The sequence below is a fragment of the Ruegeria sp. YTSC230 genome, from assembly GCF_059609665.1.
Genome location: NZ_JBXWMC010000008.1, coordinates 1 through 20,231 on the forward strand (window position 1 = coordinate 1; position 20,231 = coordinate 20,231).

20 protein-coding genes and 1 tRNA gene are annotated in these 20,231 nt (G+C 56.7%); 10 read left to right on the top strand and 11 right to left on the bottom strand.

The window, feature by feature from the left end:
- Positions 1 to 229: 229 nt before the first annotated feature.
- Both msrQ and msrP read right to left on the bottom strand, forming a co-directional pair.
- A complete protein-coding gene (gene msrQ, locus AC2FD9_RS16070) occupies positions 230 to 844 on the bottom strand; it encodes a protein-methionine-sulfoxide reductase heme-binding subunit MsrQ (protein WP_496837820.1) in 615 nt (204 codons plus the stop codon).
- Positions 845 to 848: 4 nt separating this feature from the next.
- On the bottom strand, positions 849 to 1,751 hold the full coding sequence (gene msrP / locus AC2FD9_RS16075) for a protein-methionine-sulfoxide reductase catalytic subunit MsrP (RefSeq protein ID WP_496837822.1): 903 nt from the start codon (positions 1,749 to 1,751) through the stop codon (positions 849 to 851).
- 336 nt (positions 1,752 to 2,087) lie between these two features.
- Here msrP and AC2FD9_RS16080 point away from each other — a divergent pair, with 336 nt between their 5' ends.
- Positions 2,088 to 2,903 (top strand): cyclase family protein, encoded by an 816-nt coding sequence (locus AC2FD9_RS16080; RefSeq protein WP_058278565.1) that lies wholly within the window; start codon positions 2,088 to 2,090, stop codon positions 2,901 to 2,903.
- Positions 2,904 to 3,033: 130 nt separating this feature from the next.
- Positions 3,034 to 3,960 (top strand): class I SAM-dependent methyltransferase, encoded by a 927-nt coding sequence (locus tag AC2FD9_RS16085; protein WP_282171009.1) that lies wholly within the window; start codon positions 3,034 to 3,036, stop codon positions 3,958 to 3,960.
- Positions 3,961 to 4,029: 69 nt separating this feature from the next.
- Here the strand turns inward: AC2FD9_RS16085 and clpB are convergent, their stop codons facing one another.
- Both clpB and AC2FD9_RS16095 read right to left on the bottom strand, forming a co-directional pair.
- Positions 4,030 to 6,648, bottom strand: a complete 2,619-nt coding sequence (clpB, locus tag AC2FD9_RS16090) for an ATP-dependent chaperone ClpB (protein ID WP_472722286.1) — start codon at positions 6,646 to 6,648, stop codon at positions 4,030 to 4,032.
- Between the two features lie 127 nt (positions 6,649 to 6,775).
- Complete coding sequence (locus AC2FD9_RS16095) at positions 6,776 to 7,096, bottom strand: hypothetical protein (RefSeq protein ID WP_058278562.1); 321 nt, start codon at positions 7,094 to 7,096, stop codon at positions 6,776 to 6,778.
- A gap of 149 nt (positions 7,097 to 7,245) precedes the next feature.
- Here AC2FD9_RS16095 and pyrF point away from each other — a divergent pair, with 149 nt between their 5' ends.
- Entirely contained in the window at positions 7,246 to 7,965 is a 720-nt protein-coding gene (gene pyrF, locus AC2FD9_RS16100; RefSeq protein WP_282121301.1) for an orotidine-5'-phosphate decarboxylase, read from the top strand.
- A gap of 308 nt (positions 7,966 to 8,273) precedes the next feature.
- Here the strand turns inward: pyrF and AC2FD9_RS16105 are convergent, their stop codons facing one another.
- Positions 8,274 to 8,681 (bottom strand): NUDIX domain-containing protein, encoded by a 408-nt coding sequence (locus AC2FD9_RS16105; RefSeq protein WP_472722289.1) that lies wholly within the window; start codon positions 8,679 to 8,681, stop codon positions 8,274 to 8,276.
- Between the two features lie 88 nt (positions 8,682 to 8,769).
- On the opposite strand from AC2FD9_RS16105, the gene AC2FD9_RS16110 reads away from it, so the two are divergent.
- On the top strand, positions 8,770 to 10,023 hold the full coding sequence (locus tag AC2FD9_RS16110) for a DNA polymerase IV (RefSeq protein WP_282152744.1): 1,254 nt from the start codon (positions 8,770 to 8,772) through the stop codon (positions 10,021 to 10,023).
- Between the two features lie 2 nt (positions 10,024 to 10,025).
- On the opposite strand, the gene AC2FD9_RS16115 is transcribed toward AC2FD9_RS16110, so the two are convergent.
- Positions 10,026 to 10,886 carry an N-formylglutamate amidohydrolase gene (locus tag AC2FD9_RS16115; protein WP_496837825.1) on the bottom strand — a complete coding sequence of 287 codons (861 nt, stop codon included), beginning with the start codon at positions 10,884 to 10,886 and terminating at the stop codon, positions 10,026 to 10,028.
- A gap of 149 nt (positions 10,887 to 11,035) precedes the next feature.
- On the opposite strand from AC2FD9_RS16115, the gene AC2FD9_RS16120 reads away from it, so the two are divergent.
- Positions 11,036 to 11,110 (top strand) — tRNA-Val (locus AC2FD9_RS16120).
- A 93-nt stretch (positions 11,111 to 11,203) separates the two neighbouring features.
- A complete protein-coding gene (gene ykgO, locus AC2FD9_RS16125; RefSeq protein ID WP_005648635.1) occupies positions 11,204 to 11,329 on the top strand; it encodes a type B 50S ribosomal protein L36 in 126 nt (41 codons plus the stop codon).
- Between the two features lie 107 nt (positions 11,330 to 11,436).
- Here ykgO and AC2FD9_RS16130 read toward each other — a convergent pair whose 3' ends face one another.
- Positions 11,437 to 12,090: a DUF1826 domain-containing protein gene (locus AC2FD9_RS16130; protein WP_282171016.1), complete on the bottom strand. Its 654-nt coding sequence runs from the start codon at positions 12,088 to 12,090 to the stop codon at positions 11,437 to 11,439.
- Positions 12,087 to 13,298, bottom strand: coding sequence for a GTP-binding protein (locus AC2FD9_RS16135; RefSeq protein WP_496837827.1), 1,212 nt, complete (start codon positions 13,296 to 13,298; stop codon positions 12,087 to 12,089). The genes AC2FD9_RS16130 and AC2FD9_RS16135 overlap by 4 nt, the downstream gene beginning before the upstream one ends.
- Positions 13,299 to 13,565: 267 nt before the next feature.
- Here AC2FD9_RS16135 and AC2FD9_RS16140 point away from each other — a divergent pair, with 267 nt between their 5' ends.
- Entirely contained in the window at positions 13,566 to 14,582 is a 1,017-nt protein-coding gene (locus AC2FD9_RS16140; protein ID WP_496758241.1) for a Fe(3+) ABC transporter substrate-binding protein, read from the top strand.
- A gap of 67 nt (positions 14,583 to 14,649) precedes the next feature.
- Here AC2FD9_RS16140 and AC2FD9_RS16145 read toward each other — a convergent pair whose 3' ends face one another.
- Entirely contained in the window at positions 14,650 to 15,579 is a 930-nt protein-coding gene (locus AC2FD9_RS16145; RefSeq protein WP_496837829.1) for an autotransporter domain-containing protein, read from the bottom strand.
- A gap of 241 nt (positions 15,580 to 15,820) precedes the next feature.
- Between AC2FD9_RS16145 and AC2FD9_RS16150 the strand changes: the two genes are divergently transcribed.
- The 3 genes from AC2FD9_RS16150 to AC2FD9_RS16160 all read left to right on the top strand — a co-directional run bounded on the left by AC2FD9_RS16150 (position 15,821) and on the right by AC2FD9_RS16160 (position 18,295).
- Positions 15,821 to 16,036, top strand: a complete 216-nt coding sequence (locus AC2FD9_RS16150) for a hypothetical protein (RefSeq protein ID WP_496837831.1) — start codon at positions 15,821 to 15,823, stop codon at positions 16,034 to 16,036.
- A gap of 287 nt (positions 16,037 to 16,323) precedes the next feature.
- Complete coding sequence (locus AC2FD9_RS16155) at positions 16,324 to 17,856, top strand: phospholipase D family protein (RefSeq protein ID WP_496837832.1); 1,533 nt, start codon at positions 16,324 to 16,326, stop codon at positions 17,854 to 17,856.
- Positions 17,857 to 17,929: 73 nt separating this feature from the next.
- Positions 17,930 to 18,295, top strand: a complete 366-nt coding sequence (locus AC2FD9_RS16160; protein WP_282152752.1) for a cupin domain-containing protein — start codon at positions 17,930 to 17,932, stop codon at positions 18,293 to 18,295.
- Between the two features lie 127 nt (positions 18,296 to 18,422).
- On the opposite strand, the gene AC2FD9_RS16165 is transcribed toward AC2FD9_RS16160, so the two are convergent.
- Entirely contained in the window at positions 18,423 to 19,694 is a 1,272-nt protein-coding gene (locus tag AC2FD9_RS16165) for a TRAP transporter large permease (protein ID WP_496837834.1), read from the bottom strand.
- A 3-nt stretch (positions 19,695 to 19,697) separates the two neighbouring features.
- Positions 19,698 to 20,216, bottom strand: coding sequence for a TRAP transporter small permease (locus AC2FD9_RS16170; protein ID WP_496758233.1), 519 nt, complete (start codon positions 20,214 to 20,216; stop codon positions 19,698 to 19,700).
- Positions 20,217 to 20,231: the final 15 nt, after the last annotated feature.

The following is a 20,231-nucleotide window of genomic DNA, read 5'->3' on the forward strand; positions in this document are numbered from 1 at the left end:
CGACCCGTCAGCGCCGCCTCAGCAGCGCCGGTGAAGGGGGTTCTAAGTATAACCGCATAAGTCCGCAAGCAGAAAATTAGACAAACTTACAAAAAACCGAATTTTCTTAATTTATTGCATAAAAACAATATATTACCAAGCGACGACCATTCCAAACAAAGCGATCGACAGAGTGGCTGGCAGCGAATCTGGAGTATTAGACAGAGTTACCCACAGACTCGGTACCGAGTCAGGCGGAATCGGCCGCGCGGAACCGAGTCAGCAGGCCGGAAACCGGAATACGCAGCATGATCAGGCTAACGATCAGAGACAGGTAGACCAGCGGTTCGATCTGAAATCCCTTGGCAAGCATGACATAGTGCAGCCCGCCCAGAATCGCGGCGGGAAAGACAAGCCGCTGCAGGATGCGCCAACGGGCCCCCAATTTGCGCAGGGACAGGTTGTTTGATGTTACCGCCAGCGGGATCATCAGGATAAACGCTGCCATGCCGACGGTAATATAGGGACGCTTCAAGATATCCGCCCAGATCTGGCTGGGAAGCTGCACGTCCAACACCAGCCACACCAAAAGATGCAGGCTGACATAGGCAAAGGTCAGCACGCCCAGCGCCCGGCGGAACTTGAGCAGGTTCAGCCCAAAAAACCGCCGCAGCGGCGATATTGCCAACACGACGATCAACAGCTGAAGTGCGAGTTCGCCGTACCGGTGCTCCAACGCCTCAATCGGATCCACGCCCAGACCGCCGGTCAGCCCCTGGTAAAACAGCCAGGGCGCCGGAAGCGCCCCCAGGAAGTAGACCAGCCACACCGGAATGCGGCGCAATATCTGATTCAGCGTCTGCATGGTCTTAGTAGAATTCCTTCAGATCCATACCGTCGTAAAGTCCGCTGACCTCTTCTTCGTAACCGTTGAACATCAGCGTCGGGATACGCTTGGCAAAGAGACCGCCGCCAATCTGACGTTCCGAGGCCTGCGACCAGCGCGGATGACCCACGTTGGGGTTCACGTTACTATAGAAGCCATACTCGCGCGGGGCAGACATGTTCCAACTGGTGGGCGGCTCGACATCCGAAACGGTGATGCGAACAATAGACTTGATAGACTTGAAACCGTACTTCCACGGCACCACCAGACGCATCGGCGCGCCATTTTGGTTCGGGATAGGTTTGTCGTAGATACCAGTCGCCATAATAGTCAGCGGGTGCATCGCCTCATCCAGGCGCAAGCCTTCCCGGTATGGCCATTCGAGGATCGGGAACTGAACGCCCGGCATCTCATCGGGTCGGTATGCCGTTTCAAAGGCCACATACTTGGCACCTTCTTGTACGCCAGCCATATTCAGAAGGTCCGCCAGTTCAAAGCCATTCCACGGGACGACCATCGACCAGGCCTCGACACAGCGGAATCTGTAGATACGCTCTTCGACCGTCATTTCGGACATGATGTCCTTGAAGTCATATTCACCCGGCTTGTCGACCAGACCGTCGATCGTGACGCTCCAGGGTTCGGTCACCAGGGTATGCGCATATCTTGCGGGATCTTCCTTGCGGGTCCCGAATTCGTAGTAGTTATTGTACGAGGTGATCTCTTCCCAGGTGTTGGGTTCAAGTGCTTCCTGCGCCGCTGCCGGTCTGGCCAGCCCCGCCAATCCTACACCCGCCAGGCCGGCCATCACCTGCCGCCGATTCAAAAACGCCGCCTGTGGCGTGACGTCGGCATGTGTCAGTGTATTGGTCCAGCGATGCGCCATTTAAGTCTCCTTGGTAAGCTAGCCTGAGATTCCAGATAATCCGCTGATACCACACCACCAAGGCAACATGCGTCACGATTGGGAGACGAGACTGTAACGATTCACGCTAAGTCCATACCAAATCACATCAGACATCCCCGAGGGCGAATTGCGCCAAAACCGTTAGCACCTGTCACGCCAAGTTGAACTCGCAACGCCCAATTCAGGCGGAATACCCGGACCTTCAATCTTTACAACTGCTTCACGCAACTTGCAGTCTTGTTGCCAGGATTGGCCAACAGGCCCTTAGATCCGCTGTCCACCCGATTGTCGGGCAAGACTAAAGGGAGAAGACGAATGTGTGACATCTGCGTGATGAACGCGGTCAAAGACCGTATGCTGTCTAGAAGAGGGTTCTTCAAAGCCGCCGCCGCCACTGGTGTGGCCGTTGCCGCCACTGGAGCCAGTGCACCAATTGCCCTGGCCGCTGGTGTGGGCAAGGTTGAGGACATGACCCACACGCTCAGCGCCGATTTCCCAACTTTTTTTGGTGAGCCGGGATATGCCTCCGAACAGGTTTTCAATTTCGGCGAACACGGCTTTAACCTGCAGCGCCTGACGGTCAATGAACACACGGGCACCCATATCGACGCGCCACTGCACTTTTCGGCGGACGGTGCCTCGGTGGATGAAATCCCGGTCTCTGATCTTGTCGCGCCGCTATGCGTCGTCGACATCGCGGCCCGGGCCGCCGAGGATGCTGATACGCTGCTAACCCCGGATGATCTGAAGGCGTGGATGTCTGCCAACGGCGATATTCCTGATGGCGCTTGCGTGGCCTTGTATTCCGGTTGGGCCGCCAAAGCCGACAGCGACGCCTATCGCGGTTTCGACGGTCAGGCACAACATTACCCCGGCTTCCACCCCGAAGCCGCAATGATGTTGATCGAAGAGACCGGCGCGCGCTCTATTGCATCAGACACGCTGTCCCTCGACCACGGCATCTCAACCGACTTCGCAACTCACTATGCATGGCTGCCCACGGGCCGTTTCGGAATTGAGAATATCGCAGGCTTGGATCGTGTGCCGGCCGCTGGCGCGACGATTGTGATTGGTGCCCCGAAACACGCCGGTGGCACCGGAGGACCTGCGCGTATTTTCGCGATGATTTAATGAAGTGGCCCGCCTGCCTGGCGGGCTCAATTTCCCGAAAGCCGGCTACATTGACGGGGTGATCTGAACTCTGCTGGTTGTCAGGGTATTCAAACTCTGTTCCTGTGAATGCAACCACGGTGAGTTTCATATGTTTTATGTTCCGCAAAGCTCAATTCCCGGACTAAGCCGCACCGCCCTTGGGGTTTGCGCCTTTTGCGCATTGGTAAACCGTAACCCGACATACCGACGCGTATTCTACGACCCATTTGCCGAACAGCTATTTCGAAACGGGTCAGTGGAAGGGCCCGAGGTCCTGGACCAGGCAACCGATTGGGACGCCGTGCTTAAATTCGCCGATGATCGCTCGGTGGCTCGTCGCCTTGTCGCGTCGGTCCTGTGGCGCAAGACGTTCATGCAAAGCCGCGCGCTTACTGCGATCAAGAATGGTGCACGTCAGATCGTTGTGCTTGGCGCGGGCCTCGATACGCTTGGCCTGAGGCTGTCCAACGGTCACAGCCACATTCCGGTTTTCGAGGTCGACCGCCCCGAAACCATCGAAGCCAAGCGGTCGTTGGTCAGTGCCAATTTTGGCGTACCGCCGAACGTTCAATACACCGCAGTTGATTTCTCCCGTGAGGCAACTCTCGAAAAGTTGCAGTCCCTCGGCTACGACCACGAAATGGGCACAGTCTTTATTGCCGAGGTTTCGCTGGAATATGTGGCGCCGCCCGAAGTTGCGGACGTTTACGCAATGATCCGGTCAAATGGCGCGAAGGAAACGCGATTTCTGACGACCTACGCTTCGACCGCTGCAGCGTCGCAGGCACAACAAGAAGTCGATAGTATTGGGAAGGCCGTGGCCGGGGTCGGTGAACCATTTCGTTTCAACATCTCGCCTGATGAGGTTGGCACCTACGCGACCCAACAAGGGTTTTCTGTGCTTGAGCACATATTTGGGCGCAAAGGGACCGAAAGCTATTTGGCCGAGCTGGGGTTGGGTCCAGAGACAATGGATTTTCCGATGAACGCTCTGGACGCCTCCTCATTTTCTCTGGTTCGGTTGCGACCTGCCTGAACAGCATAGTTTTAGGGCTACAATCGCAAATAAAAAAAGGCCCGCCAATTAAGCGGGCCTTTGTTCGGTTTAGTGCACCACGGCATCATCTGGACGCGGACGCTCGGACGTGCCCAGCCGATCGCCAATGATCAGGCCATCGGGCCCGGCGGTTACAGGGACGGTTTCTCCGTCCTTGATCTCACCAGCAAGCAACGCCTCGGCCAGCGGGTTTTGCAAGGCACGCTGGATCACCCGCTTGAGCGGACGGGCACCGAAGACCGGGTCATAGCCCTCGTCGGCAAGCCATTCCTTGGCGGCGCCATCCAAGACCAGCTCGATCTTGCGGGCGGCCAAGCGTTTCTGCAAACGCGCCATCTGAATATCGACAATGCCATCCATGTCTTCCCGCTTAAGCCGGTCAAAGATGATCGTCTCGTCCAGACGGTTCAGGAACTCGGGCCGGAAATGCGCCCGGACCGCGTCCATCACATCACGCTTGGCTTGCGCGCTGTCCGCACCTTCGGGCAACTGGCTCAGCGCCTGAGAGCCGAGGTTCGACGTCAGGATGATCAACGTCTGCTTGAAGTCCACGGTACGGCCCTGACCATCGGTCAGAACGCCATCATCCAGAACCTGCAACAGCACGTTGAACACATCCGGGTGCGCCTTTTCGACCTCATCGAACAGCACGACCTGATAGGGCCTGCGCCGCACGGCTTCGGTCAGCACGCCGCCTTCGTCATAGCCGACATAGCCCGGAGGGGCGCCGATCAGACGGGCAACCGCGTGTTTCTCCATGAACTCGGACATATCGATACGCACCATCGCGTTGTCGTCGTCGAACAGGAAGTTCGCCACGGCTTTCGTCAGCTCGGTCTTACCTACACCCGTGGGCCCGAGGAACAGGAACGAGCCCAGCGGGCGGCCTTCGTCGTTCAGGCCCGCACGCGCACGACGTACAGCATTGGCCACAGCAGTGACCGCCGCATCCTGACCGATCACGCGGGAATGCAGATCGTCTTCCATCCGCAGCAGCTTCTCGCGCTCGCCTTCCAGCATCTTCGAGGTTGGGATACCAGTCCAGCGTTCAACCACCGAAGCGATCTGTTCCGGACGCACCGTTTCTTCAGCCATCATCTGGCTGCTTTCGGCATTTTCGGCCTCGGTCAGCTTTTTCTCAAGCTCTGGGATGACGCCGTAAGACAGCTCACCCGCTTTGGCGAGGTTGCCTTCACGCTTGGCAATCTCGAGATCAGCGCGCGCCTTGTCGAGCTGCTCTTTCAGATCGCGCGCGCCAGCAAGCTTGTCGCGTTCAGCCTGCCACTGGGCGGTCATCTCGGCAGATTTCTCCTGCAGATCGGCCAGATCCTTTTGCAAGGTTTCCAGACGGTCCTTGGAGGCCGCATCATCTTCGAGCTTCAGCGCCTGTTCCTCGATCTGCATCTGCAGAATCTGGCGATCCAGTTGATCGAGTTCCTCTGGCTTGCTGTCCACTTCCATCCGCAAGCGAGCCGACGCTTCATCGACCAAGTCGATGGCCTTGTCGGGCAGAAAGCGATCAGTGATGTAGCGATGCGACAAGGTCGCCGCAGATACCAAAGCCGAGTCTGAGATGCGCACACCGTGGTGTAGCTCGTACTTTTCCTTGATGCCGCGCAGGATGCTGATCGTGTCCTCGACAGTCGGCTCCTGTACCACAACCGGCTGGAACCGGCGCGCAAGGGCCGCGTCTTTTTCCACGTACTTGCGATACTCATCCAGCGTGGTCGCACCGATACAGTGCAACTCACCCCGGGCAAGCGCAGGCTTGATCAAGTTGGCGGCGTCCATCGCGCCATCGGATTTCCCGGCACCGACCAGCGTGTGCATCTCGTCGATGAACAGGATGATTTCACCGGCGGCCTCGGTGACCTCGGTCAGAACGGCCTTGAGGCGTTCTTCGAACTCACCGCGATATTTCGCACCGGCGATCAGCGCACCCATATCGAGCGCAAGCAGCTTTTTATCTTTCAACGACTCCGGCACGTCACCGTTGATGATGCGCAGGGCCATGCCCTCGGCAATCGCGGTTTTACCCACGCCGGGCTCCCCGATCAGAACCGGGTTGTTCTTGGTGCGACGCGACAGAACCTGCATCGAGCGGCGGATTTCTTCATCGCGCCCGATGATCGGATCGATCTTGCCCTCAGCTGCGGCTTCGGTCAGGTCACGCGCGTATTTCTTGAGCGCGTCATAGCCTTCTTCCGCCGATGCGGTGTCAGCCGTGCGACCCTTGCGGATGTCATTGATCGCTTCATTCAGCTTTTGAGCAGATACGGCACCGGCTTCCAACGCCTCTTTGGCCTTGGATTTCACCATGCACAGGGCCATCAGAACGCGTTCGACCGGCACAAAGCTGTCGCCTGCTTTGGTCGCGATTTTCTCGGCTTCTGCAAAAACCTTGGCAGTCTGGCCATCCATGTAAATCTGGCTCGCATCACCGCTGACCTTCGGAATCTTAGACAGCGCGGCGTCCAGCGCTTCGACCACGCGGGTCGGCGCGCCGCCGGCGCGTGTGATCAGGTTGCTGGCCAGCCCCTGATCGTCATCCATCAATGCTTTCAAAAGATGTTCGGGCATCAGTCGCTGGTGCCCCTCGCGCAGCGCAATCGTCTGCGCCGCCTGCACGAATCCCCGTGCCCGCTCGGTGAACTTGTTCAAGTCCATAGTATTCTCCTTTTCCTAAGCGCCCTGAATGTGATGCGCCCGCTTGGCGGCACGCGTCGGTCTGGGCCTCACATTCAATCTGGGAAATATCTTTGTTCATTCAAGAGGCTGGCGCGCAATTTCAGACTTATCGTCGAGGTATGGAATAGACGGTGTAGCCTCCGGTCTGCGCAACCTCGCGCGCGGCGTACATGTCCACCAGCGATTCCGCGGCGTCGCTGCCCGTCGGGCAGGAAACAAGGTCTGCTGCATCATCCAGAAAATTGACCGTAAACGACGTCTCACCCGTCAATTGGCAGTCATCGTCGGTCGAACGGTACCCCCCCACCAACCGCAAATTTTCATTGGTCGGAGATTTGATGACCGTATCTGCCGCCTCATTTTCTAGTGGCATATCCTGACATCCCACCAAGATCAGAATAATCCCAACTCCAAAAACCTGTTTCATAGTTCCCCCATCGAAAATTCTTGTGGATGGTGGGCACCATATCACAGTTGGTCCAAAGCTGCGTGATCTCGATCACCCGCGCGCCCTGCATGGACACAGCCGCCCGAAACCGCTAGGACGCAGACGTTTGCCAAAAAGGAGCCTGCCCCATGTCCGATGATCGCCTGATCGTAGCCCTAGATGTTCCCAACGCTCTGCAGGGGCTGGCCATGGCCGAACAACTGGGCGACAGCGTTTCCTTCTACAAGATCGGGCTGGGCATGCTGACCGGTGGCGGGCTGGCATTGGCCAATGAACTGAAACAGGAACACGGCAAGCGCATCTTTCTAGACATGAAGCTGTTCGATATCGGCAACACCGTCGAAAACGCCGTTCGCGGGTTGGCGCAATTCGATCTGGATTTCCTGACAGTGCATGGTGATCCGCATGTGGTTCGGGCCGCGAAAGAAGGGGCCGCTGGCAAAGACCTCAAAATTCTAGCCGTTACCATCCTGACCTCGCTGAACCGCGACGACCTGGATGCCAGCCTTCTGAAAAAGGGCGACGTGCAGGATCTGGTGGTCGAACGCGCTGCACGCGCGCTTGAGGCTGGTGCCGACGGCGTGATCGCCAGCCCGCAAGAAGCCGCGCTGATCCGTGCCCTGCCCCAGGCCGAAGGTCGCCTGATCGTGACCCCTGGCGTCCGCCCCGCAGGTGCCGCGCTTGGCGATCAGAAACGCGTTGCAACACCCGCAAATGCCGTCGCAGATGGCGTGGACCACATCGTCGTGGGCCGACCCGTCTATCAGGCCGACGACCCTAAAGCTGCTGCCGAGGCAATCCTAGCCGAATTGTCCTCACCGCAGGCAAAAGCACCGAACAGGGCTTAATTCTCGACGCCTTGCAGGCTAAAACTTTTTAGGGCTTGATGCCGGGTGGCCGCGTCCGCGCAGACAATTTCTGTCGGTTTCTTCGACTCAAGCAGTTGACCCCACGTCACTTTTTGCCAATTCCGCGCCAAATCGTCCCTGTGCCCCAAAACACACATGAAATATGCGAGTTTTCGTTGTGTGATCTGGATCCTATCTAAATCTCGGAATTTGCGCGATTCTGGGGACGTGATACTCCCCGCGGACCATCTCTTCCTGAGGTCCGTCACCTCCCCCCGCCAATCGCGGGGGGTCTTCTTCTGAAAACCTCACATGTCAAAAGACGGCCTAACTTGGACCAAGTAGTCACGTAGGCGGATCGCGAAATTCGGCACCGCCAATGCATTCTCAAGGTAAATGTCCGGCGACATCAAACACCATCCCTGCCCCTCATCGCCAAACCTAATCAGGTTGACGTCGCTAGGTGGCCGGTGTGCTGCGAAGAACCAGTTTTGCCCATACATGCGCGACCAGACAAAATCAGCCTTGGCGAGATGCAGACCGACTTCTTCCAGTGTTTCGCGCCTGACACATTGCAGCGGCGTTTCTGCCCCTTCGCGCCCACCGCCGGGAAAGTCGAAATAGCCCGGGAATGGAATGTCCTTCTTGTCGTCCCGTTGAATCACCAACAGGTCCGATCCAAGAAACAGTGCGACCTTCGCCCCCGTGAATTGCATGAGCGCTTTCTCTTTGCTGCCCGACCAGATAAATTTTAGCCAGTAACGCCTGATATGACAAAGCGCATAAAACTGAGATGTAAATGTAATGCCCGCTTTATGCCGCGACTGCTTTTCGATTCTGGAACAGGAAGCGCGCTGCCCTTCCTGCGGCAGCCCGCGGATCAAGACACACCCCGAGCTGTTCGACCTGTCCATCGCGCATATGGATTGCGACGCATTCTATGCCTCGGTTGAAAAGCGGGACAATCCCGATCTGGCCGACAAACCGGTGATCATCGGAGGCGGCAAACGCGGTGTTGTCTCGACCGCTTGTTATGTGGCGCGTATTCGCGGCGTCCGCTCTGCGATGCCAATGTTCAAAGCCTTGCAACTGTGCCCGGACGCCGTTGTCATCAAGCCTCGCATGTCGGTCTACGCCGAGGTGTCACGCCAAATCAGAGCCATGATGGACGAATTGACTCCCGTGATCGAACCGCTGTCACTGGACGAAGCATTCATGGATCTGTCCGGTACGCAGCGACTGCATGGCGCGCCACCTGCGGCCATGCTGGCAAGGTTGGTTAAGCGGATGAAGGACGAACTGGGTGTAACAGGCTCGATCGGTCTGTCGCACAACAAGTTTCTAGCCAAAGTCGCCTCAGATCTGGACAAGCCGCGTGGGTTTTCAGTTATTGGAGAAGCTGAGACCGCCGAGTTTCTGTATGACAAACCGGTGCGCCTGATCTGGGGTATCGGCCCGGCGGCACAGGAATCGCTGGATCGTGCCGGCATCCGCGCCTTCTCGGATCTATTACGCTGGGATCAGGAGGCACTGACAGCCCGCTTCGGATCTATGGGGTATCGGCTATGGCATCTGGCGCGCGGTCAGGACAAACGGCGCGTGTCTTCGCACGAGCCAATGAAGTCGATCAGCAACGAAACCACGTTTTTCGAGGATACAGCCAGCCTGGACATCCTTGACGGGCATCTGTGGCGCATGTCCGAAAAAGTTGCGGATCGCGCCAAAGCCAAAGGGCTGGCCGGACGGGTCGTAACCCTGAAACTCAAACAAGCAAACCACAAGATCATCACCCGACGTGTCTCGTTGCGGGACGCCACGCAGATCGCGGACCGCATCTACCGCACCGCACGTGGGCTATTCGATCAGGTCGGCGACAAAGGGCCATATCGTCTGTTGGGTTGCGGAATATCCGATCTGTGCCCCGAAGATCAGGCGGACATCTCGGGAGACCTTTTGGATCCCGACGCGTCAAGGCGGTCTCAGGCGGAACGCGCAACGGATGAAATCCGGCGCAGATTCGGAACGGATGCGATTGTCAAAGGCCGGGCTTTGCGCTGAGGTTACTCGGCGGCCAGACGCAACGGATCGCGGCCAATACCCGAGATTTCCCGTATGACCTGCCGCAACATGTCCTGAAACGCTGCGAAATTGCCGTTCGGCGCGATTTTGACCTCATCCATATACAGAGATCGGTCGATCTCAATCTGGATAGCGTGCTGATTGCGCCCTGGCCGCCCGTAGGTCTGCGTAACGTATGCGCCGGCGAAGGGCGCGTTGCGCGCCACGATCAGACCCGCCGAGGCAAACGCGGATTCGATCCGGTCCACAATCTCGGTCGAAGCCGAAGCGCCAAATCTGTCACCCAACACGATCTGCGGGCGCTGGGACGTGGTCGTACTGGCCATCGAAACCGCTTCATGCGGCATCGAATGGCAATCAATCAAAATGGCCTGACCAAAAGCGGTGTGCGATTCGGCCAGCAGCGACTTGAGACGCGCATGATAAGGACGCCAGCAGGTGTCGATGCGCAAACGCGCCTCATCCATCGTCAGCTTCCCGCGATAGATTGCGCGCCCATTGGCGACGACCCTGGGAATCACGCCCAGCCCCGAAGCGACACGCGGGTTATGGCCGTGGCGGCGCGCGCCCTGGATCAAAGCCGGGTCCAGCTCCTCAGCACTGCGGTTAAGATCCAGATAGGCTCTTGATTTTGTTGCGGATATTAGGGGCGCACCATGGTCAGTCGCTGCGGAAAACAACTGATCCACGAATGCATCTTCCGAAGATCGAATCACATTCTGGCTCAGAACCGTCCGGTTCAGCATCGCTTCAGGGTAGTTCCGGCCACTGTGAGGAGAAGAAAAAACAACGCAAGACGTGCGCTTGACGGGCATATCCAATACGTAAGCAGCGTTCTTCATGGTGACTCCTTGTTCGCATTGAACATAGACCGGAAAATAGTTCTACCAAACCCCTTGAACCCCTTTGCGACTCCTTTTATAGACCCCGCTACCGGCGCGGGGTTCCGCGCCCCATTTCGTTATGGGGCAGGGCACCGCAAAGGTTAAGTGGGCGGTTAGCTCAGCGGTAGAGCACTTCGTTGACATCGAAGGGGTCACAAGTTCGATCCTTGTACCGCCCACCATCTATTCACTGTTTCGGGTCTGACCCGGGACACCCGCAAACCCAGGCGCTGGCCACGTCCTTGATGAAGGCGCCGCAGATTGGAGACAGACCCATGAAGGTCAAGAACTCGCTCCGCTCGCTCAAGAACCGGCACCGTGATTGCCGTGTTGTGCGTCGCAAAGGCCGCGTCTACGTGATCAACAAGACGCAGCGCAAGTTCAAAGCTCGCCAGGGCTAAGAACTGCACATACCGTTAAAGAAAAACCGCGCTTCTCAGCGCGGTTTTTTTTGTTCGAACGATTGATGCGCAAAAAAGACCGGAACGGTCAAAGGCAAACCCGTAAATCAGTGGGCGAACAGATGGTCGGGTTCATTATCCGGGTCCGCCACAGGATCAAGAACAAGCACCAGCCGTGTTTCACCTGTTCCCTCGATTGGTGGCGAACGATGCAAAAGCCCGGACTTCGGACTTTCCGGCCAAAGCGTTCCGCGCAACAGTATCGGCGCGCCCGTTGGTACGGTGAAAACACGTTTCGGCTCGTTGCCATCGATTGAGATACCGTATTGCGTTCCAGTCCCTCGATAGGTGCAGACCAAACGCGACGTGACTGCTTCGATGTGAAACCTGCGGCAGGCATTTGTGTTTACCACATCCAAACGCAGGCGAAGCCATTTTGATTCCATAAGACCAGCAAACAAGGTTGCCATCGCGGCAACATCATCCACCAATAAGTCACGTTCCGGACCTTCGGGCGTACCATGCGCCTCGCCCAGCTCAACCATCGCGCTGCGCACTGTCTCGGGGCGCAGGATCACGCGCGCTTTGGGCAGGCGTGCGGGATCCAACTTGTTGATCCAGCTCTGAAAGCCTGGCAAGGGGTCGCGCCGCCAAATAGCTGCGGCGCAACCGGGGTTGTGAATGACCGACAAGTCCTCGGGCGTTTCTGCTATGCCGACACCTATTGCGGCATCTTTGACGACTTCACGCACCAAATTCATGCTGCAGCCTCTGACCGACGCCAAACTGGGAATGGGTCGGGCAGATCGGGAAGATCTTCTAGGCGTCCCGTGGCTGCGGCCGGAACCAACGCCGAATCCAGCCGGGCTTTGAGCACGGACCAATCTATTCCGCTGCCAATGAAAACGATCTCTTGCCGGCGGTCGCCCCAAGGCTCTTGCCAATGCGCTTGGATATATGCCCGCGCGCTTTCGTGATCTGGTCTGCGTTCTTCGGGTACTGTCGCCCACCAGGTACCAAGTGGCTGTACCGAGGACAGCGCACCGGCCAATGAGAATTCGGCAACCCAATCGGGGCGCGTCGCGATCCAGAAATGCCCCTTTGCACGGATGACGCCCGGCAGATCGCCATTCAGGATCGTCAGAATTTTCTCTGGCACAAAGGGTTGTCGCGCGCGGTATACATAGCTGGTAACACCATACTCTTCAGTTTCGGGCACATGATCCGCGAAACCATGCAGTTCTTTGGCCCACATCGGATGTTCATGCGCCTTTTCGAAATCGAACAGGCCGGTATCCAGGATTTCATCGGCTGCCACGTCCGAGTGGTTCGTTTCGATAATCCTTGCGTCAGCGTTCAAGCTTCGAATGATTTTCCGCGCGGCGTCTACTCTTTCTGCTCCGGCATCCGCGATCTTGTTGAGAATAACCACGTCAGCAAATTCGATCTGATCGGTCAGCAGATGGACCAGCGTGCGTTCATCCTCTTCACCGAGCGTTTCTCCGCGATCGGCCAGAAAATCGTGGCTAGAGAAGTCTTCCAACAGGTTAACCGCATCGACCACCGTGACCATTGTGTCCAAGCGCGAGACATCCGACAGGCTTGCGCCGGCCTCATCCCGGAAATCAAACGTCGCGGCGACAGGCAATGGCTCAGAAATCCCGGTGGACTCGATTAGCAGATAGTCAAAGCGACCTTCGCCGGCCAATCGCCGAACTTCGTCCAGCAGATCGTCGCGAAGGGTACAGCAGATGCAGCCATTTGACATCTCAACCAGCGTCTCATCCGTGCGGGATAGTTCAGTGTCGGCGCGCACCAAGTCAGCGTCGATGTTCACTTCGGACATATCGTTGACGATCACGGCAACGCGACGGCCGTCCCGGTTGTTCAGAACGCGGTTCAACAATGTCGTTTTGCCTGCGCCAAGAAATCCGGACAGAACAGTTACGGGAAGGCGGGTGTCGGTCATTGGGTGTCTACCTATTTGAAGGACTCAGGTGAAAAGGCGCATCATTTGGGCGAAAAACCTCTGATACGGCGTACAAACTATCGTTATGTTATTACATTTTGTCAATAGATATGATGCCACATCAGGGCAACCTGAAAATACGCGGAACAAAACAGCGACCAGTTGACCAACTAATTTTGTCGGATTTCCTTGCATCCCCTTGGGAATCGTTTAATTGACAATTTCAGTCGGATTACTACGCCGCACATTTCAATGTTGGGAGTTATGATGCTCAAATCCTCTACCTGCTTCGCCGCCGCATTGTCGGCCATGATCGCCACTTCTGCCGCTGCTGAGGGTGAGTTGAACCTCTATTCCTCGCGCCACTATGACACCGACGAAAACCTGTACAGTGATTTCGAAAAGGCCACCGGCATCACCATCAACCGCATCGAAGGCAAAGCCGATGAGCTGATCGCGCGGATGGAAGCCGAAGGCGCGAACTCGCCCGCGGACATTTTGCTGACCGTCGACACCTCGCGCCTTTCACGGGCCAAGAATGCAGGCATTTTGCAACCGATCGAAAGCGCCGTTCTGGAAGAGCGCATCCCGAACAACCTTCAGGATAGCGACAATGAATGGTTCGGCTTCTCGCAGCGTGGCCGCATTATTTTCTTCGACAAGGAAAACGTCGCCAACCCGCCGGCGACATATGCCGATCTTGCCAAGCCCGAATACAAGGGTCAGGTCTGCATCCGGTCGTCCAGCAATACGTATAACCAGACCCTGTTGGCTTCGATCGTCACCCATGAAGGCCCAGAGGCCGCCAAGGCATGGGCCGAAGGCATCGTGGCCAACATGGCCCGTGAACCACAGGGCGGTGACACCGATCAGCTGCGGGGTATCGTATCCGGCGAATGCGACATCGCGGTTTCAAACACCTATTACTTTGCCCGTGCAATCCGCAAAGATGTCAAAGGTGTTTCGGCCGATATCGACGCAATCGGTTGGGTCTTCCCGAACCAGGACAGCTATGGCGCGCATATGAACCTGTCCGGTGCAGGTGTTGCCGCAAATGCACCGAACAAAGAGAATGCCGTTCTCTTCCTCGAATATTTGGCAAGCGACAGCGCCCAGCAATATTTTTCCGCCGGGAATGACGAATTCCCCGCGGTTGAAGGCGTCGCACTGGCGGACTCGGTGAAATCGCTGGGTGAGTTCAAAGCGGATGAGGTCGTCCTGTCCGACGTCGCCGAAAACCTGCCGACAGCACAAAAGATCTTTAACGAAGCCGGCTGGAAATAATCCAGGCAAAAACCAGAGCAGTATGAAGGGCGCAGGTTTTCTGCGCCCTTTTCCTTTGGTGGCTGGTTCAGAACCGCACCCCAAACCCAACTGAAAACCCGGAAAATGAATCGGCGATAACGCCGTTCAGCATGACGCGCGCGCCCTCGACGGCGGGCAGCCCAATCTTTGTGGTATCGACCTCAATTCCGACACCGACCGTCGCCAGCCAATCCGTATCCAACACCATCGCGCTGTCGCCGTGGTAAAGCACAACGCCCCCATCCAAAACCAACTTGGACGGACGGCCCAGCAGCTTGACCTTATCAAGTGGATAACGGTAGCGCGAAAACAACGTCGTCTGGTTCGAATTTGCGCGGGCATCCCCCGCTTGCGGTTCGTTTATCGGATAGAACTCTAAAAACGTCTGACGTAACCTGTACTCGGCCTCCCAACGGCCGAATTGTGCCTCGCGAAAGACGCTCAGGGACGCCCCGACACCAAAGGCGTTAAGGTTACCGTCCACTGCGCCTGCCCCGTTCGAACGGGACGGAAACAGCGGAAAATTGGAAAACACCGCATCCGTGGTGACATGGCCAAGCGACAGATGCGCAACTGGCCGGATATACCAGTTATTGGTAAGCGGAAGCTCCCACCCGATGCCAAGGGTCGCGGCGATGCTTGACCATGTAACATCCAGCTCGGTATCAGACCCAATCTCGGGAAAAATCACCAGCGGGTTATAGTTCTGATAGGCAAACTGTCCTTCCAGATAAAGGCCATTGCCCAACGGTTTGAATCCGCCGCGCAGCTGCGTGGACCGCAGATTTCTCGCGTCACCAGATGCGCTCAGAAAGGACAGGGACGATAGTGTTTCGTTCGGTGTGGCCGCGACGCTCAGCACCGCAAGCGCGGCGCGGGCGGCGGCTTCAGAGGCGTCTGGATCAAGGTTTTGCGCGGTGGCAGGCTGGGCGAAACTCCAGATCAAAAACGATGTGTACGCAACAAGTCTTTTCAATCGCGGGTTCGCCTGTCGGTTTTTGTCGACTGCCAAGCACATCGTTATCGACGCGCAATGCGTTTGACAGATCGTAACCCAGTCTTTGTTTACGAAAAACTAAAACAACGAATTCGCGGCCATGAATTCTGAGGACTTGTATTTTGGAAACACTCGGTCGCGATGACGTTTTCAGCGACCATCCCGAATGTGATTTGGTATTTTACCCCGAAACGGGTTCAATCGTGTCAGGAGATTTGTCATGAAAAACCCGGAAAGTTTCGAGAAGTTCTACTTTGCCAAAGTTGGCATGGGTGAAGCCTGCGGCTGTGCCGAGAGGGTGATTGATGTGTTCGAATTCAATCGGCAAGGCGGCGCACAGTCCACGCGCGCAGTGAAATCAGAAAGACGCAAACGTCGTTCATTCCGATCCTGCGCCATGAAATACGGATTGCTGAGCCGCAAACCCCGAACCTGATGCTCGTCCCCCATCTGTGGGACGGTGCCATGTCTCAGTTAGGTGCTTTACGATCAGAATAGGGGGCCTTTCGGACCTGCAAGAACCCGCGACACTCCTCCAGCTTCGGTATCCGAGACTCCGTCCTCAATTGAAAACGACGCGGTCAGCGAACACCGCTGCCCGGACCTTCTAGGGTCTCGCCCAAACAACACAGGCTTGGGAAACGGCCCGGCGAATCCGGAAACAAACTTGCAATCACCCCTACAAGCGTAGTCACCTGAGATGGAACGGGGGGGAGAATGTCGATGAAGCCATGGGCTATCGTGGTTTGTCTGTGCAGTACGCTGGCTCTTGCTGCATGCGCCCCAAAAACGCGCAGCTATGAAAAATCTGTTTCGTCGTCCTTTGCGACCCCCGCAAACAGCGCCCTGGTGCGCGCGGCCAACCGGCTTGGCGATCCCAAGGATGGGCGGTCCGGGGTAAAACTGATCAGTGATGGGGAACAAGCGCTGGTTTCAAGGCTTTTGCTGGCCGCTGCGGCCGAGCATACCATCGACGCGCAGTACTACCTTTTGCACAATGACCCCACGGGCCACCTGTTTGCGGCCAGCCTTTTGCAGGCGGCAGACAGGGGCGTTCGTGTCCGGCTGCTTTTGGATGACATGGACACGTCCAGCTACGACGCTATGACCGCAGCGCTGGACTATCACGAGAATATCGAGATCCGGCTGTTCAATCCCTTTTGGCGGGATCAAAGCCTGCTGATTGCGGGTCTGACAGACTTCAAACGCATCAATCGCCGGATGCACAATAAATCCATGACCGCAGACAACATCTTCACGATCGTCGGGGGGCGCAACATTGGGGCCGAATATTTCCTGGCCCGGGAAGAAATGAACTATGCCGATCTGGACGTGCTGGCGGCAGGCCCAGTCGTGACTGAAGTTTCCCAGAGCTTTGACTCTTATTGGAACAGTGAATTTGCCGTTCCCGCACGCGTGGTTGTTGGACAACCGGATTCGTTTGACCTGAACGATGCGCGCGCAAGGCTGAATGAGCTGGTGGAGGAAGCAAAACAGACCCAGTACGGCGCTGCGCTCAGGAAATCCGCGCAAGAGAATTTTGCCGACGGCGCGCTGCGGCTGAATTGGGTCCCCGCGCGTTTGTATGCGGACCCGCCTTCAAAAGCTGCGGGCGTTGAAACGTCCGACCCCATTCTTGCATCGCAATTGCTGCCGTATTTTGAAATTGCCCGCAGCGAGGTAAATATCATCTCGGCCTATTTCGTGCCGCGCAACAATGGCGTCCGATGGATGACCGAGTTGGAAAATCGCGGTGTGGACGTCAAGGTCGTGACCAATTCCTTAGGGTCGAACGACGTCGTGCCGGTCTATGCGCATTACGCCAAGAAACGCAGGGCGTTGCTGCGCGGTGGGGTTGAGCTTTATGAATTGCGGCCAGACGCCTATCAGGTTCAGCGTCGCGGTATCAACTGGGCACAATCCCGATCCGGCCTGCATTCCAAGGCTTTTGCCATCGACGACCGTTACCTCTTTGTTGGCTCATTCAATTGGGACCCGCGGTCTGTGAACATCAATACCGAAATGGGCATTCTGATCGACTCTCCCGCGATGGCCGTTCAAACGATGGGTGCATTGGACGCGGCCCTGCCCGCCTACACCTACCAGGTGACGTTGGAACGCGCAGGCCAGCTTAAATGGAGAACACGAGGAGCGGACGGGGAAATACTGGAATACGATTCCGAGCCCACGGGGTCGGTCTGGGATCACATCGTCTCTGGTTTTCTGAGTATTTTACCGATCGGGTCACAGCTTTAAGCCCGCAAGTAACGACTAACGCGACCGATCATTCTTAGGTTTACCGCTGCGAAAAGCTGAAAGGACGTTCACCGTGAAGTATTGCAAGCTTTATGCCGATGCTGCTGGCGAAAGCCATTGGGATGACATTGACGTCAACCTCGAGGAACGGAGTTTCGCCCCGCCCGCGCAGGCCATCGAGGTATCCGAGCCAGAGCGCGTCAAACAGACAATGTTCCTGCGGCTTCGATCCGGTTGGAACGAGCCTATCCATCCGACCCCGGTGGCGCAAAGGCTGATATGCCTTGCAGGCACAATCCGCGTCACTGCAAGCGATGGAAACTATCGTGAAATCGGCCCCGGCGACGTGTGGCACATGGAAGACAAGGTGGGAAAGGGTCACCACACCAGGGTCACAAGCGATCAGGATTTTGAAGCCGTCATAATTCAGCTCGAGTAACTTCGGCGATCCGAGGCCGTATACGAAACCCCAGGCGGAGTATTCACCGTCGGACGGCACCGTTTCGACCTGGCGGTTTCCGGGTATGGCTGCTTGGATGAACCCATAGAGTGCGCCGCTTTTGCCGTCAGAACAGCTTGTAAGGAATCCAAAGCGCTAAATCCTGCCAGAACCACAACAACACGGCCGTTGCCAGCATTATGAATGCAAATGGGATGGCCCCTTGAATAACCTCTTCAAGGCGCGCCTTTCCGACAGCTTGAAGGACAAACAGGTTCAATCCGACCGGCGGAGTGATTAGCGCTGTCTCGATCAGGACGACGAAAAAGATGCCGAACCAGATCGGATCAATTCCCATGACTTCAAGCGCAGGGAAGAGCACCGGAACCATAATTAGCATCATGGACAACGCTTCGAGGAAAAAGCCGATAATCAACAATACGAGCCCGACCGCGAAGATAAATATCGTCGGGTTTGAGATGTTTTCAGTGAGAAAGCTGCTGATCGATTGCGGAATCAGATACAGAGTAATGGCATAGGAAAAAACCTTAGCCCCAGCGACGATGATAAAAATCATCACAGTGGTTATCAGTGAATCGTGCACGGCTTCTCGCAGTTTTGCGAAGGTCATTCTTCGCATCGCGAATGTCATGATCATCGCGATCACGAACCCGATGCCCGCGCTTTCTGATGGCGTGGCTATTCCTGCATAGATCGATCCAATGATTGCTATGGCCAAGACGACAGTCGGAAGCGCACTTAATGTCACCAGCAGCCGTTGTTTCATTGGCATGCGCTCGACTTTTAAGCTCTCTTTGCCGCGCGCATAAAGCATGGCGTAGATGATAAAGAGCGTTGCAAGGAACAAGCCAGGTCCAATTCCGGCAAGGAAAAGCGTTGGGATCGAAGTCTCGGTAATGACGCCATAGATGATCAGCGGGATCGATGGGGGGATCAGAATGCCCAGGGTTCCTCCGGCGGCGAGTTGTCCCAAGATGAACGGGCGATCATAGCCGCGCTTTTCCATCTCGGGGATGGCGACGGTGCCAATTGTGGCCGCCGTCGCCACCGAGGATCCCGAAATCGCCGAAAAAAGCGTGCAGCTTTTGATCGTAGCGACACCCAATCCCCCGGGCCAATGCCCGACCCAAGCCTGAACGCTGGCAAAGAGATCCCGTCCGACGCCGCCTTTCAACAGCACGTTTGACATGAGCAGGAACAAAGGCACGGCCAAAAGTTCAAAACTGTCCATCGTCCCGAACAGGCGCTGCGGCACGGCAATCAGAGGGAGCCCTTTCAGCCATAACAGCACAACGCCAAGTGCGCCCATGGCAAAGGCGACGGGCACGCGCAAAAGCAGTAAACCCAGCAGGGCCCCGATGATCAGAATGGTTTCCAAGGGTCAGTGACCCCCAAGTTCATGGCTTTGCAGGTTCGCCTGACCCGTCCACACCCGGTAGATTTCCACCAAAGCCTGAAGCGACAGCAAACCAAACCCGACCCAGATCGCCGATTGAGTATAGGCCTTGGGTACGGCAAGGTAGCTATCCGTCGTGTGCCCGGCGAGCGTTGATTTCAGCCAGATGTCCCAGCCATACCGTGCGGCGACGCATCCGAAGAACACGATAACAAGCAACGAAAACGTCTCGACAATCCGCCGCCCCAGTGTGTTCGCATCCCGGAACGCCAAATCAATGACGATGTGCTGGCGGTGCTTTAGAACATAGGCTGTCGCGCCAAAGGTAGCCCACACCTGAAAGATCCTTGCGACCTCATCCACCCAGACCGTCGGGCTGGTGAGCGCGTAGCGCATGAAGACCTCGTAAGCCACGAATATGCCTATGGCGAAGAACATCCATCCGGCGACGATACCGAAGAGTTCAGACAGCCAATCGACGGTTCTGGTCAGGGCATGCAGCATTCGGGGCGCCTCGCC

What these genes read in the sequence shown, in the direction of transcription:
- msrQ (WP_496837820.1), bottom strand. Translation starts at nt 844, where the DNA reads ATGCAGACGCTGAATCAGATATTGCGCCGCATTCCGGTGTGGCTGGTC.
- AC2FD9_RS16105 (WP_472722289.1), bottom strand. Translation starts at nt 8,681, where the DNA reads ATGCAATTCACGGGGGCGAAGGTCGCACTGTTTCTTGGATCGGACCTG.
- AC2FD9_RS16155 (WP_496837832.1), top strand. Translation starts at nt 16,324, where the DNA reads ATGAAGCCATGGGCTATCGTGGTTTGTCTGTGCAGTACGCTGGCTCTT.
- msrP (WP_496837822.1), bottom strand. Translation starts at nt 1,751, where the DNA reads ATGGCGCATCGCTGGACCAATACACTGACACATGCCGACGTCACGCCA.
- AC2FD9_RS16095 (WP_058278562.1), bottom strand. Translation starts at nt 7,096, where the DNA reads ATGAAACAGGTTTTTGGAGTTGGGATTATTCTGATCTTGGTGGGATGT.
- AC2FD9_RS16150 (WP_496837831.1), top strand. Translation starts at nt 15,821, where the DNA reads ATGAAAAACCCGGAAAGTTTCGAGAAGTTCTACTTTGCCAAAGTTGGC.
- AC2FD9_RS16140 (WP_496758241.1), top strand. Translation starts at nt 13,566, where the DNA reads ATGCTCAAATCCTCTACCTGCTTCGCCGCCGCATTGTCGGCCATGATC.
- clpB (WP_472722286.1), bottom strand. Translation starts at nt 6,648, where the DNA reads ATGGACTTGAACAAGTTCACCGAGCGGGCACGGGGATTCGTGCAGGCG.
- AC2FD9_RS16110 (WP_282152744.1), top strand. Translation starts at nt 8,770, where the DNA reads ATGCCCGCTTTATGCCGCGACTGCTTTTCGATTCTGGAACAGGAAGCG.
- AC2FD9_RS16170 (WP_496758233.1), bottom strand. Translation starts at nt 20,216, where the DNA reads ATGCTGCATGCCCTGACCAGAACCGTCGATTGGCTGTCTGAACTCTTC.
- AC2FD9_RS16135 (WP_496837827.1), bottom strand. Translation starts at nt 13,298, where the DNA reads ATGACCGACACCCGCCTTCCCGTAACTGTTCTGTCCGGATTTCTTGGC.
- AC2FD9_RS16115 (WP_496837825.1), bottom strand. Translation starts at nt 10,886, where the DNA reads ATGAAGAACGCTGCTTACGTATTGGATATGCCCGTCAAGCGCACGTCT.
- AC2FD9_RS16085 (WP_282171009.1), top strand. Translation starts at nt 3,034, where the DNA reads ATGTTTTATGTTCCGCAAAGCTCAATTCCCGGACTAAGCCGCACCGCC.
- AC2FD9_RS16080 (WP_058278565.1), top strand. Translation starts at nt 2,088, where the DNA reads ATGTGTGACATCTGCGTGATGAACGCGGTCAAAGACCGTATGCTGTCT.
- ykgO (WP_005648635.1), top strand. Translation starts at nt 11,204, where the DNA reads ATGAAGGTCAAGAACTCGCTCCGCTCGCTCAAGAACCGGCACCGTGAT.
- AC2FD9_RS16130 (WP_282171016.1), bottom strand. Translation starts at nt 12,090, where the DNA reads ATGAATTTGGTGCGTGAAGTCGTCAAAGATGCCGCAATAGGTGTCGGC.
- pyrF (WP_282121301.1), top strand. Translation starts at nt 7,246, where the DNA reads ATGTCCGATGATCGCCTGATCGTAGCCCTAGATGTTCCCAACGCTCTG.